12 protein-coding genes are annotated in these 13611 nt (G+C 32.2%); 3 read left to right on the top strand and 9 right to left on the bottom strand.

Translation table 11 applies throughout. The features are described from left to right. Positions 1–2114: DUF4129 domain-containing transglutaminase family protein (locus ABV008_RS14180; protein WP_352420492.1), on the top strand; the 2114-nt coding region annotated here is incomplete at its 5' end. 57 nt (positions 2115–2171) lie between these two features. Here ABV008_RS14180 and ABV008_RS14175 read toward each other — a convergent pair. From ABV008_RS14175 to ABV008_RS14165, 3 genes are all read right to left on the bottom strand, one after another. Continuing rightward, a complete protein-coding gene (locus ABV008_RS14175) occupies positions 2172–2483 on the bottom strand; it encodes an AzlD domain-containing protein (protein WP_502929789.1) in 312 nt (103 codons plus the stop codon). Next, positions 2476–3225: an AzlC family ABC transporter permease gene (locus ABV008_RS14170; protein ID WP_352420490.1), complete on the bottom strand. Its 750-nt coding sequence runs from the start codon at positions 3223–3225 to the stop codon at positions 2476–2478. Before ABV008_RS14170 ends, ABV008_RS14175 begins: the two co-directional genes overlap by 8 nt. A 352-nt stretch (positions 3226–3577) precedes the next feature. Further along, positions 3578–4039, bottom strand: coding sequence for a YbaK/EbsC family protein (locus ABV008_RS14165; RefSeq protein ID WP_352420489.1), 462 nt, complete (start codon positions 4037–4039; stop codon positions 3578–3580). A gap of 182 nt (positions 4040–4221) precedes the next feature. On the opposite strand from ABV008_RS14165, the gene ABV008_RS14160 reads away from it, so the two are divergent. Further along, on the top strand, positions 4222–5064 hold the full coding sequence (locus ABV008_RS14160) for a DegV family protein (RefSeq protein ID WP_352420488.1): 843 nt from the start codon (positions 4222–4224) through the stop codon (positions 5062–5064). A gap of 86 nt (positions 5065–5150) precedes the next feature. Here the strand turns inward: ABV008_RS14160 and ABV008_RS14155 are convergent, their stop codons facing one another. The 6 genes from ABV008_RS14155 to ABV008_RS14130 all read right to left on the bottom strand — a co-directional run bounded on the left by ABV008_RS14155 (position 5151) and on the right by ABV008_RS14130 (position 11689). Continuing rightward, positions 5151–6053, bottom strand: a complete 903-nt coding sequence (locus ABV008_RS14155) for a radical SAM protein (protein WP_352420487.1) — start codon at positions 6051–6053, stop codon at positions 5151–5153. A 359-nt stretch (positions 6054–6412) separates the two neighbouring features. Further along, positions 6413–7597, bottom strand: a complete 1185-nt coding sequence (locus ABV008_RS14150; RefSeq protein ID WP_352420486.1) for a thiolase domain-containing protein — start codon at positions 7595–7597, stop codon at positions 6413–6415. 21 nt (positions 7598–7618) lie between these two features. After that, entirely contained in the window at positions 7619–8359 is a 741-nt protein-coding gene (fabG, locus tag ABV008_RS14145; RefSeq protein WP_352420485.1) for a 3-oxoacyl-ACP reductase FabG, read from the bottom strand. A gap of 231 nt (positions 8360–8590) precedes the next feature. Next, positions 8591–9007, bottom strand: coding sequence for a MaoC family dehydratase (locus ABV008_RS14140; RefSeq protein WP_352420484.1), 417 nt, complete (start codon positions 9005–9007; stop codon positions 8591–8593). Between the two features lie 84 nt (positions 9008–9091). Next, positions 9092–10111: a 3-oxoacyl-ACP synthase gene (locus ABV008_RS14135; RefSeq protein WP_352420483.1), complete on the bottom strand. Its 1020-nt coding sequence runs from the start codon at positions 10109–10111 to the stop codon at positions 9092–9094. 15 nt (positions 10112–10126) lie between these two features. Then, positions 10127–11689 (bottom strand): AMP-binding protein, encoded by a 1563-nt coding sequence (locus ABV008_RS14130; RefSeq protein WP_352420482.1) that lies wholly within the window; start codon positions 11687–11689, stop codon positions 10127–10129. A 238-nt stretch (positions 11690–11927) separates the two neighbouring features. Here ABV008_RS14130 and ABV008_RS14125 point away from each other — a divergent pair, with 238 nt between their 5' ends. Then, a complete protein-coding gene (locus ABV008_RS14125) occupies positions 11928–13421 on the top strand; it encodes a hypothetical protein (protein WP_352420481.1) in 1494 nt (497 codons plus the stop codon). Positions 13422–13611 lie beyond the last annotated feature (190 nt).

Raw genomic sequence — 13611 nt, 5'->3', positions numbered from 1 at the left:
ATGCTATTTTAGCCGCTAGTTTATTGAGTGCTATTTTAGTACATCGTTTCATCACACCGATCCTTTTTACTTTAGGAGATAGAGTCTTTTATTTATTTGAAAATATAATAGGCAATCTACAGGGTAAAGAAAATATAGCATCAGATAATATATTGCTGTTCTGGGGTATACTTATAATTTTAGTATCTTTCTTCACTGCTTTTATTCTATTTAAGGGTAAGAATATTTATTTGTTGCTTCCTGTTTATATAGGGTTATTCCTTTTCTATTGGTATAATTTCTATGATAAAGCATATTGGATGATTTCTATATTTTTACTAGTCTTTTTTGTCCTCATGGGATTAAATAAGTATTTTGATAAAAGAATGCAAGCTGAAAGCTCTTCAAACTATGATTTTGAAAAACTTTATACTCCATGGCTCAAAACAATATTTTGGTATAGTTTCTTAATTATTTTCATAGCAATATTATTACCCAAAAGCGACAGTTTCCTTCATTGGCCCTGGCTACAGCAGAAAATATATAATACTTTTCCAAATGTTGAAAACTTACGTTCCGCTAATGATCATGGTAGAAAGTCTGGTGAAGCTACTTTATTTGATTTTTCGATTACAGGTTATCAGGAAGATAATTCGAGATTAGGAGGTCCAGTAAGGTTAAGTGACAAAAAAATCATGACAGTACAAACTGATAGTGGTAATTATCTCAGAGGAAATGTAAAACACACATATACTGGATACTCTTGGGAATCCATAACTGAACCTTCAAAAAAATATGAACTAAGACAAGATTTCAGCAATCTTTCACTAAAAGAAAAGAAATATTATTACAATCAAACATACATTACTATTACAAACCACGCTTTTGCTTCAACAACTCTTTTTAGTCCCTATAAAGCCACAGAAGTAAGTTTTAAAGGTAACCATAAATTAATAGTAAACAGAGATGATGCATTAATTTTTCCCAACGGAATTTTTGATGGAGAAAGTTATACTGTCCAAGTACAAAAACCTCTCCCATATAAAATTCTTTTATCACTGGGACTAGAGCAAAACAAGAAAAGCATAGATGATTTGGAAATTTACTTGCAAATCCCTACAGATAAAATAACTGAAAGGACAAAAACACTAGTAGAAGAAATAGTTAAGAATAAAAATAGCGATTTTCAAAAAGCTGTTGCAATTGAAAACTATCTTAGAAATAATTATAGATATAATTTAGATGTAAATGGAGTACCAGATAACAAGGACTTTATCGACTATTTCCTATTTGATATACAAGAGGGATATTGCACCTATTATGCTACCTCCATGTCTATAATGCTACGGTTAGCAGGAATCCCAAGTAGATACATAGAAGGATATCTAGCTCAAGACCAAGAAGAACCTGGGATATATGTAGTTAGGCACAAAGATGCTCATGCATGGGTAGAAGCTTTTATAGAACCTGTTGGCTGGATGTCATTTGAACCTACACCTGCTTATCCTATACAACATGAATTAGATGATTATATAGTGAATGAAACAAATGAAAAAATATATCTAGGTGAATCTAACTGGAATAGAGAAAGATCAAGAATTGACTTTGAAGATGATATTGATGAAGGAGGCTATAATGGCATAGATGATGAAAAAAGCTCAAACTATTACAATCCAAATAAAAGTATGTCTATCAAGTTACCTAAAATTGTTTTAGACATGTTAGTAACAATTTTAATATCAATTATCCCTATAAGATTTTTGATTGGATTATCAATGCATAAATATGAAGAAACTAAAGCTAAAAAGCTGTCAAATAATAAAAGGATTATTTATCTATATAAAAGAATTATTAAAATTATGGAGTTTCTAGGCTGTCCTCAACAGTATGGAGAAACACACTATGAATATGCAAATCGAGTTGCATATAAATTTTATATACATAATGAAAAAGGAATAAAAGAGATTACAGAGATTTTTGTAAAAAGTAAATATGGAAACCTTACTACTTCAGATGATGATGTTTTGATTCTAGAAAGCTATAGAGAGACACTGGAAAAACGTCTTCGAAATCATTATGGTCCAATAGCTTATTACTATCGTAAGTATGTAAAGACAGAATATATGAGGTGTTGAACATAACACAAAAATCACTTCAAATCTTCTTGTGTTATGTTTCCCTAAGGAATTATGTTAAAAAATTGACTCACAAAAATACACAACTATAACTGCGCTCACAGCAACTGTTAATAGTCCTTTTTCATAATATGCTAAAATTAATGCTGTAACAGTGCCAATTATGGCAAAATATATATTAGAAGTAGAAAATAATATACTTGGAAAAGTCATTGCCCCTAGTACAGCAAAAGGTATATAAAATAGAAAAGATTTTAAAAATTTTGATTTTATTTTCCTTCTAAAAACTGCTATTGGAGCAGATCTTATAACATATGTTACGATAGCCATTAATAACACTGCAACTAATCTCTTACTCAATTTAGTCATCCTTTCTTGGAAAAAATACTGCTCCTATAGCTGCTGCTACAATAGTAGTGATTATAATACTCCATCCTTCTGATATTAATTTAATATATGGTATCAATTTTAAAGCAGAACTCATTAAGACTGCAGTAATTACAACTATTAAGGTAGCTTTAGATTTTTTTGTTGATGGAACAATAAGAGCTATAAACATTGCATATAATGCAATTCCCATTGAACTTTGCAATGCTTCAGGCAAAACTGAAGTTATTTTTGCCCCTAATGCAGTACCTAAAGCCCATCCGAAATAAGGGCAAACAGTTAGTCCCATCATATATGCAAAAGTAATCTCTTGTTTTTCTAAAGAAGCAACTGTAAAGATCTCATCTGTTATTCCAAATGCCATAATGCATCTCTTAAGTAGAGGCATTCCAGATGCAATTTTTTGAGAAAGAGATAAGGACATTAACATATAACGAATATTTATTACAAATGTAGCTACAGTGATTTCAAAAAGAGAAGCATCGGCTATAATCAAACCAGTTCCTACAAACTGTCCAGCAGAAGTAAGATTTGTTAATGATATTAAAATAGCCATCCAAACAGGTATTCCTCCATTGACTGCCATAAGCCCAAATGTAAAAGAAACTGGAATATATCCTAATGTAATGGGAATTCCCTGACTTACTCCTCTTATAAACTCATTGATGCTTCTTTTTCTTTCAACGATTATTCGGTTATTTGCTGTACTATATAAATTATTCACAACTGCACCTTCTTATGTATTAATCTCAATGTCACAAATCCTATTTTAGCAAATATAATATAAAAAGGACAGTTATTTTAACAAAATGCCTCAAAGTTCTCTTGTTTTCGTAATAATTTTCGATATATTTTGACAAACCCCTGTTTTTACCTAAGCTTATTGATTATAGAGCAGTAGACCCCCCTGCTCTTTGGATATCAACTTTATTCCTTTTTCAACGCTTGTAGAAACTTTATGTTAATTTTTCATTGAATAATGCAAAAACGCTAGCTCGTTTATCTTAATGAAATAGTATCTAAAGCTGCAGTTAGAAATATTATTAAATACAAAACAACTATACACCTATACCTGTTTAAATCTTACATACGTCTATCCATATTCCTTTTGTTACTTCACTTAAGTAATCTACATCTATTTTTAAACATGTATTAGGACTTCCAGCTGCTGGATAAACGTAATCAAAATCTTTTAAAGAAATATCTAAATAAATATCCAAAGGCTTAATAAGTCCAAAAGGACATACTCCACCCATTGGATGACCAGTTACCTTCTCTACTTCTTCCTGCTTAACAAATTTAACCTTTTCTTTAAAGTAATCTTTAAATTTCCTGTTGTCTATTTTCATATCTCCTTTTGCCACAATGAGTATATCTTTATACTTTAAGCTGATAGCCATAGTCTTAGCTATTCTTGCAGGTTCAACTCCAAGAGTATTTGCTGCTAATTCAACTGTAGCTGTACTTTTATCCATCTCTGTAATTTCTAAATCGAGTCCAGCTTTCTCTATATGATTTTTAACACTTTCAACAGTCATTTGATTACCTCCTTGTCATTAGTAATTTTACCATTTTTAAAAACCATAGCAATTACCTCCTGTGATATAAGCATTTACTTATATCTTCATTATACTATTTAAATAGATTTAATCCGAATTATTTAAAAATATAGTCACGCATAAATAAATGTGTTACCATTAAGATAAGAGGAGGAGTGCTTATGGGAATTAAAATTATTACTGATAGCTGTTCTGACCTTCCGCAGGAAATCCTGGAAGAATATGATATTGGAGTTGTGCCACTTGAAATCCGATTTGATGATAAGATTTTTCTGGATGGAATTGAACTAATGAAAAACGAATTTTATAATATGATGAAAAAGCATAAAAAATTGCCCAAAACTGCTAGCCCATCCCCACAAAAGTTCATTAGTGAGTTTGATAAAACTGAAGATGATATCCTAATTATTACTATATCTTCAGGCCTTAGCAGTACATATAACAGCGCTTTAATTGCAAAAGAAATTTACGAAAAAAATAATAAGCATAAGAAAATTCATGTTGTAGACTCATTAAATGCATCTGTTGGTGAAGGTCTAATAGTATTAAAGGCTGCACAGATGGCATCAGATGACATAAATATTGATGAACTTGCAGATTATTTGAGAAAATGTGCCAAAGAAGGACATGTATTTTTCCTACTTGATACCCTTGAAAATATTATCAAAGGTGGAAGAATAGGAAAAGTAAGGGGCCAAATAGCATCACTTCTTTCAATTAAATTGATTATGAAATCAGATGGTAATGGTATTGTAGATTTAGCTGAAAAGGTTAGGGGTTCTAATAGAGCTTTTAGAAGGTTAATTGATATTGTAGGAGAAAAATGTACAAATCATGAAAACAGAATACTTGCAATAGCTCATGCAAACTGTTATGCTAAAGCCCAAGAATTTAAAGCCATAATTGAAGAGAAATATAAATTTAAGCAGATTATTGTATCAACTATTGGTGCTGCAATAGGTACTTACTCAGGTGAAGGTGGCATATTAATATCCTTTATATAAGGGTTCTGTTGAAAATTGTATTAATTTTCTATAACTTTAAAGCCTGTCTGTTCTATTATTAGAATCTGACAGGCTTAGGATACACATTAGACTCCTTCCTCATCAAAATTTGGAATAAAGCTTTCTAGCGCCGTCTCACCTTCCTGTATAAATCCATTTTCCACCCCTATTTCAATTGCATAATTGACTAACTCATTATATTCTTCTTCTGTAATTTTTCGATTAATCTCAGGATATTCTTCTACATAAGGTAGAGGTGTATATTGATTCATAATACTAATATATATTAGATCGCCATAAGTTTCATGGAGATATCTTATGATTTTCTTCGAATCTTCAAGATAACCTGGCAATGTCAGATGCCTAACTATTACACCCTTAATCATAATACCATTATTATCAAACCTAGGTTCACCTATCTGATGCACCATTTCCTTAATTGCTTCAGAAGCAAAGAAAAAATAATCCGAAGCATTTGAATATTTTTTTGCTAGCCTCTCATTCATATATTTGAAATCTGGAAGGTATACGTCAACATATCCATCAAGATGTTTCAAAGTATCTTTTTTTTCATAACCACTGCAATTATAGACTATGGGCAACTTAAGGCCTTCTTTTCTAGCGATTATTATTGCCTCTACAATCTGTGGGACATAGTGACTTGGTGTAACCAAGTTAATATTATTTGCTCCTTTATATTGAAGTTCAATAAAAATCTCTGCCAACCTATTTATTGTGATTTTCTTCCCTGCCAAGCCTTTTGCAACATTGCGATTTTGGCAATAAACGCAGCCCATTGAGCAGCCTGAAAAAAACACAGCTCCTGAGCCTTTTTCTGCTGAAATACAAGGCTCTTCCCACATATGAAGTGCTGCCCTAGCAACTACTAATTCGTCAGTTTGCCGGCAATAACCCTTTTGACCTTTGATACGATCAACATGACATTCTCTTGGGCACAACGTACAATCCTTCAATAAGTTTTTATCCATAATAGCCTCTCTATCAAATTTTGATTATCTTCATTTTTATTATATTTATGTCGAAGTTTTATGAGTATTTTTATATAATGTTTTAACAAAAATTTAAATACCTAAGATTTCTTTCTTATTTTACATTATAGTTTAAAGAAATACAAACAATAATACGGAAATATTAAATAGTTATCTAAGCCAAATTTATGAGATTTGGATTGATTTATCTTTTTCTTAAAAAATTATTTTTAAGTAAAAATAAAAGCTCTTTTCCGGCAAAATCATAACAATAATGTAACCAGAAAAGAGCATTTTTTATGCCGTATCACAAAAGAAGTACAAAAGAGGGAGATAAGAGAATGAGGGTTCTGACTAGTTTATTTAGTTCTCTTAAATACCAAAGCATAGTTACTCGCTGCACTTCCACCTACATTAAATGTTAAACCTATCTCTGCATCCTTAGCTTGTATTCCAATAGCTTTACCTAATAATTGCCTAGTAGCTAATACTGCCATAGACACTCCTGTTGCACCTACCGGATGCCCCTTAGCCTTTAAACCACCAGACAAGTTTACAGGTAATTTACCTTCAGGATATACTATACCTTCATCTAATGCACGATATCCCTCTCCATCTGGAGCAATTCCTAATGCTTCATAACTAAGAAGTTCATTTATAGTAAAGCAATCATGTACCTCAGCAAAATCCAAATCATCCAATGTAATACCAGCTTTTTTGAATGCTTTTTTAACTGCCAATTTGCCTGCTGTTAATTCATAGTTCGAACGTTTAAAGATGCTTAAGTAATCTGTAGTATGACTAAGTGCAGCTATTTCTACGACTTCATTTTTTATGCTTTTAGCTATTTCAGAGGTAGTCAATACAAGTGCTGCAGCTCCATCAGTAACTAAAGAACAGTCAAATAACCTTAGTGGGTCATATACTATAGGATTTTTTTCATCAGGTTTATTTAAGATTTCTTCAGCAGTAATTTTCAAAGGCATCTGTGCTAGAGGATTTTCAACAGCATTAGTATGATTTTTAGCTGATATTTTGGCTAATATTGCTCTTAATTTATCTAGTGAATAATTATAATGTTTCATGTATCCCTTTGCATACTCTGCAAATAAGCCTGGAAATGTAATGCCCTTTGAACCTTCATCAGGCCAGTATGAGCTCATAGCTAACACCTTTGTTACACCCTTAGTATCGAGATCATTCATTTTTTCAACACCAATTACCAATGCAATTTTAGAGTTCCCAGACTCTATCGCCTGCTTTGCACATTCTATTGCCGCTGAACCTGAAGCACAGGCATTTTCAACATGAGTAGCAGGGGTAAATCTTAAATCTTTATGAATATTCATTGTAAATGGTGCAATATGTTCTTGATTATTAAAACCACCACCGCTTAGATTACCAACCCATATGCTATCTATATCCTTAGCTTCAATACCTGCATCTTCAATTGCTCCTCTGCCTGATTCTATAATTAAATCATATAATGTTTTATTTAATCTCCCAAATTTAGTATGATGAGTCCCTAATATACTAATTCCCATTATTATTCCTCCTTTTATTTACTAAAGAACAACTCCTCCAGTAACCTCTAAAACAGCACCTGTTATAAAGCTAGCTTCATCTGAGGCAAGAAATGCATAAGCGTTTGCAATATCTTCAGGTTGACCAAGTCTTTTTAAAGGAGCTTTCTCTTTCATGAAATTTAATACCTTCTCAGGCATTTTTTCAGTCATTGGTGATAGAATGAACCCGGGTGCTACTGCATTTACTCTTATTCCTTTCGGACTTAATTCCTTACACCACGTCTTAGTCATTCCAATAACTCCAAATTTAGTTGCAGCATAATTAGTCTGTCCAAAGTTCCCATAAATGCCTACAACTGAAGAAGCATTAAGAATTACTCCATTTCCTTGTTCTAGCATAATTTTTGCTGCTTCCTTCCCACAATTATATGTGCCTTTTAGATTTACAGCTATAACCCTATCAAACTGATCTTCTTCCATTTTTATGAGTCTTGCATCAGCTGTTATACCTGCATTATTTACTAAAATATCTATCTTTTCAAATTTTTCTAATGTCTTATTCATTAGGTTTGCGACATCTTCATTGTTTGTAACATCTACCTTTATCCCAATTGTCTCAGTTCCAAGTGCCTTTATTTCGCTGACTGTTCTATTAATATCATCTATGTTTATGTCACATACAACTACCTTTGCTCCCTCTTTTGCAAACTTTATCGCAGTAGCTGCTCCTATTCCTCGTCCTGAACCTGTAATAATTGCTACTTTATCTTTTAATCTCATTAATAATTCCTCCTTTTTCTGTAAATAAGCTAATCAATCTAGATTAATTCAGCAATACAGTAATAAAGATTCTAATTTTCCATTTTTCTATTTTTAATTAAATGTATCAATATCTTGAGACTACGTTTTTGTATTCAACTATGAAAGTAAAACTTCAAATCTTAACATATTCAATTAAGAATTATTCTATGGATAGAAAGTCAGAATGTCATTTCGTCATTAATTAATCTATTATTTTGGTGGCAACACTACTGCTTCACCATAAATAACTGTTTTATTTTCCTGATTAGTTATATTAGTTTTTAACCTAATTTTATTTTTTACAAGTTTCTCTATAACTTCAACTTCTGCCGTTATAGTATCGCCAATTTTAACTGGTGCTACAAATTTAAGATTTTGTGAAAGATATATTGTACCAGGACCTGGCAGTTGCATACCTAATACTGGTGAAATAAAACTCCCAATTAACATACCATGACATATTCTATTTCCAAAAATAGAATTTTTTGCTGCCTCTTCATTTATATGCATTGAGTTTAAATCACCAACTATTCCTGCGAAAATATAAACATCACTCTCACTAATTGTTTTTTGAACACACGCCTTGTCTCCAATATTGATTTCATCATAGGTTTTACCTTTATTCATCGGTTTATCTCCTCTCTAAATGCATCATAAAATATTAGATATGAAGTCCTATTATAAGGACCTCATATCATTATAAAAAAAGTTTTATTTTTGCTCACCCCAAATAATAGCTGTAGATGCCCATGTATAGCCAGTTCCTGCCCCGATCATTGCAACTAAATCTCCATTCTTCAATCTTCCCAACCTTTCTGCTTCAAGGAGTGCAATATATGCATCTGCAGATTGACAATGCCCATAGTTCTCCAAAACATATGACTGTTCTTCTGTCAAATTGAAATTTTTGAGTATCATATTGAGTATTGAACGTTTCATAAAAATCGGAGCTACAAAATCTAAATCATTTACACTGTAGCCACTTTTTTCAATAGCACCCTTTACAACCTTGGTAAAATTGTCTATTGATATTGGATCTAATCTTTCCTTCATTGATTTTGGATCTTTTACGTCAAGATTTCTTAAGCTGCGATCCAATACTTCATAATTATAGTAATTTCTACTTCCAACTCCGTAACAAGCAACATCTTCTGCAAATCCTCCATTAGTTATCATGTGAGTTTCCAATATCCTATTTTTCTTACACCCTTTTACAAGTAATGCTGCCGCTGCTCCATCCCCAAAATTAAACATAAACCTTGCTCTTTCATTTGTATAATCTACTATGTCAGTTTCCTTTGAAGACGTAAATAACAAAACATTGTTTAGTTTAGGATCAGCTAACATCATACTTTTCAATACTTTTAGAGAATAAACGCCTGCAGAACATAGTGAATGTATTTCAAACGCATTTGCATTCATTGCACCAATCTCATATTGCACTTTTGCAGCTATATTATATAAATAATAATCTTTGTACTCACTTCCACAATAAACTACTAAGTCTAGGTCCATTGGGTCAAATCCTTGAAGAACTTTTTTAGCCGCCTTTATAGCCATATCCGAAACATGTTCATCAGGACCTGCCTTATGCTTCTTAAGAATTCCAAACTTTTTTTCAATAACTTCCTTCGGTATATTTGACATTCTTGCTATATACTCACTATCTTGAATACCTTCCGGTACATACGAAGCAATATTCTTTATTCCAACTACTAGATTATCAATCATAAGTATATCCCCTTTCTAGTCTTCAGCTTTACCATACAATTTGGTTACCTGAGCTCCTACTATTTTTCCTACATTACTTTTTGGAAGTTCATTTATAAAAGTGACATACTTTGGTATCTTATAATGTGCAAGCTTACTTCTTAAATATGTAAGAATTTCTTCTTTAGTAGCACTCATACCTGGTTTAAGAACTATTACAGCTTTACCAACTTCGCCCCATTTTTCATCTGGAACACCAATTACACATACCTCATGAACAGCTGGATAATCATATAGAGCTATTTCTATTTCAGGTGGAAATACATTTTCTCCTCCACTTATAAACATGTTTTTCTTTCTTCCTACTATATAAATAAAACCATCTTTATCCTTCCTTGCCATATCTCCGGTATATACCCATCCGTCTTTTAATGTTTTCTTAGTTTCTTCTTCATTGTTCCAATAACCTGAGAAGATTTGTGGACCACTCCAAATAAGTTCTCCTGCTTCATCTGCATCAACTTCATTGCCGTTATCATCTACTATTTTTGCTAGTGTAAAATACATTGGCTTACCAACAGAAGCATATTTTTCTTTTATTTGTTCAAATGTCATAAATTCTGCTGGTGCTGAAAGATTATTTGGTCCAGCCTCAGTCATTCCATATCCTAATACGAACTTAATCCCTCTATTCCAGAATATTTCCATAATATTAATTGGTGTTGGAGCTGCTCCTGCCATTACCCATCTAACTGAAGAGAAATCTGTATTTTCAAATTCAGGTAAGTTAACCATCATTCTAAATATAGTAGCAGCACCAAATACAAATGTTGGCTTCTCATCATTAATAATCTTTAAAGACATTTTTGGATCGAACTGTTTATTTATTATTAAATGTCCACCCGCATGAAGTAATGGAATTGTTAATAGATTCCATCCTCCAGTATGAAATAGTGGTAATATTAAGTGAGCGCTATCACTATTAGATATATTCCATGTTATAATTTCATTCATAGAATTGAACAACATAGCTCTATGGGATATCATAGCTCCTTTAGGAAGTCCAGTTGTACCACCAGTGTGAATTAATAGATGAATATCTTCTAAATCCAATTCTTTACATACTCTTGGACTATTATTTTCATAATTAATTATTTCTTCATAATGTAAATCTTCGATTTTACTATCAGCATTTGATAAAACTACATAGTTTTCTATACTTACTTTTTTCTTTAATCCATCAGCTATATCTTTAAATGTATCCTCGTAAAATAAAATTCTTGGTTGCTCATTATTAATCAACTGTGCTAACTCATCAACCGATAATCTTGCATTGTAAGGTACTAATATTGCGCCAAGTTTTGCTGTTGCATAATAAGCATCAAACAACTCGATACAATTTCTGGTGATAAATGCAACTCTATCACCTTTCTTTATACCTAATTTTTCAGCCAAATAATTTGACAAAATATTAGATCTGTTATCTAAATTACCATATGTGTAATGCTTATTATTATCCAAATCAAATATGGCCTCTTTATCAGATGATAAACGTGCTCTAAAATATGAATAATTTCCTATCCAACCACAATTTTTCATAAAAATCTTCCCCCTTGTTTATTGGTAGTACGCTCTCGAAAAGTCCAAGAGCTTTACTTTACTTTATTTTAAGAGCTAGCCCTAAGGCTTCACCCCTAACTTTTTATTAATCTTCATACTTATATCCGAAATGTACTGGAAACATAAACCATATTTACCCTATTTTAAGGATTAATTTTAAACGCATTTCCCTTCAAAATAGTATTATGTTAACTAATTCTATTTTGGAGGTTTTATTATGTTATGTAATTGGCAACTTCATAAGGATTATCAAGAGAATCTTAAACTTAAGCTTCTCTTTTACCAAAAAACGCAAAGAAGCAGGTTGGTTAGTCTAGATAAATCTATCTCCAAGATTTATCTTCTTAACCTTGATAACCTGCTTCCCATAGTCAAGTCATTATATCCCGATTTTGGCCGACCCGCCAAAAATCAACAGGGAATAATTCGCTCTCTCATTTTAATGCTTGATCTACAGGAATATTCTATCACAAAATGGGCCTCAATTGTTAAATCTGATAAACTTTTATTTGACATTTGTGGGTTTGAAACCCAAAATGCACCATCTGTTGCTTCATACTATGATCTTCTTTCTAGATTATGGCTTAGTTCTCACAGTGAACATATTAGGAAGAAATCTAGAACACGTAAGTTTCATCCTAAGCCTAGTAAAAAGTTAAAGGCTAATCAAAAGCTACCTAACAAGCGCAATGGTATTGTCAAAAGACTTGTTAACAAGCTCATTAATGCTAAATTACCTAAATTCAGACCTGAAGAAATTCTACAAAAGTTCTTGGCTCGTTGCGTTGTTGATTATTCGGGAAAGTTAGGTCTTCTAGGAAATCCTTCTGACATTTCTGTTGCTTTTGACGGTTCTCCTTATTATTCAAGTGCTAGCCATTATGGTGTAAAGGTCTGTGATTGTAAGTCTAAAGGTATCCATAATTGTAAATGTCCTAGAAGATATTCAGACCCTGATGCTACTTGGGGTTGGGATAGTTACCGTGAACGTTGGTTCTTTGGCAATACATTATTTAATGTCACTGCTTCTGATAGTCCAAATGATCTTCCTATATACCTTAAGATAGTACAAGCTAGTCGTCACGATAGTGTTACTACCATCTTTGCCCTAAGGGATATTTTTGAATTATACCCTAATCTAAAGTTCAACAACTTCCTTGCTGATGGAGCCATGGATAATTATCCAACCTATGAACTACTAAAACATTATGATGTTCTTCCTTTTATTTCTCTAGATTCAAGAACAAAGGCAAAGTTTAATTATCAGCATCCTAGTATTCTTTGCTTTGATGACAAAGGAAGACCTATATGCCATGGTGGAATCCCATACTACAACTGGGGATACAGCAAACCTAAAGGTATTAAATATCGCTGTTGGTTTACCTGTCATGGTCAGGAACCCCCAGAAGAATGTAAATGTTCTAATAGCAAGTATGGTAAAGTAGTACACATAAAACCTGATTATGACCTTAGAATGTTTCCACCTGTACCTAGGTATTCACAGACTTTCAAGGATAAATTCAAGACTAGAACGTCAGTGGAACGTTCGAATAAAAGAATGTTTGTTGACTACCATATTGAAAATGTACGATCTCAAAGTTCTAAATTAAGGTTTAGCATGGCTACCTTTGCCGTCATTAATATACACTCAGATGCATGGATAAAACATTTTAATTTTAGCATTCTAACCACATTAGAACAGGCAGCATAGACATAGACAGCCTTACAACATTATTCCTATGAGGCTTAATTTGCTATGCCCTTTTTTAGGTTATCCAATCACTACAATATGCGTTTTTCAAGGTTCAAATTATTTTACCTCTTAAATTATCTACTCTTTACCAGCAATATCCTTTGTTAATATTACCATTGGTTTTTTCAGTTACTTTTCGAGATACTAC

Origin of the sequence: Proteiniborus sp. (assembly GCF_040308045.1) — a bacterium.
Classification (GTDB): Bacteria; Bacillota; Clostridia; order Tissierellales; family Proteiniboraceae; genus Proteiniborus.
Note: the sequence above shows the minus strand (reverse complement) of the source record. Positions and strands in the feature narration are given on the sequence as shown.

What these genes read in the sequence shown, in the direction of transcription:
- ABV008_RS14135 (WP_352420483.1), bottom strand. Translation starts at nt 10,111, where the DNA reads ATGATTGATAATCTAGTAGTTGGAATAAAGAATATTGCTTCGTATGTA.
- ABV008_RS14165 (WP_352420489.1), bottom strand. Translation starts at nt 4,039, where the DNA reads ATGACTGTTGAAAGTGTTAAAAATCATATAGAGAAAGCTGGACTCGAT.
- ABV008_RS14155 (WP_352420487.1), bottom strand. Translation starts at nt 6,053, where the DNA reads ATGGATAAAAACTTATTGAAGGATTGTACGTTGTGCCCAAGAGAATGT.
- ABV008_RS14125 (WP_352420481.1), top strand. Translation starts at nt 11,928, where the DNA reads ATGTTATGTAATTGGCAACTTCATAAGGATTATCAAGAGAATCTTAAA.
- fabG (WP_352420485.1), bottom strand. Translation starts at nt 8,359, where the DNA reads ATGAGATTAAAAGATAAAGTAGCAATTATTACAGGTTCAGGACGAGGA.
- ABV008_RS14160 (WP_352420488.1), top strand. Translation starts at nt 4,222, where the DNA reads ATGGGAATTAAAATTATTACTGATAGCTGTTCTGACCTTCCGCAGGAA.
- ABV008_RS14130 (WP_352420482.1), bottom strand. Translation starts at nt 11,689, where the DNA reads ATGAAAAATTGTGGTTGGATAGGAAATTATTCATATTTTAGAGCACGT.
- ABV008_RS14140 (WP_352420484.1), bottom strand. Translation starts at nt 9,007, where the DNA reads ATGAATAAAGGTAAAACCTATGATGAAATCAATATTGGAGACAAGGCG.
- ABV008_RS14150 (WP_352420486.1), bottom strand. Translation starts at nt 7,597, where the DNA reads ATGGGAATTAGTATATTAGGGACTCATCATACTAAATTTGGGAGATTA.
- ABV008_RS14175 (WP_502929789.1), bottom strand. Translation starts at nt 2,483, where the DNA reads ATGACTAAATTGAGTAAGAGATTAGTTGCAGTGTTATTAATGGCTATC.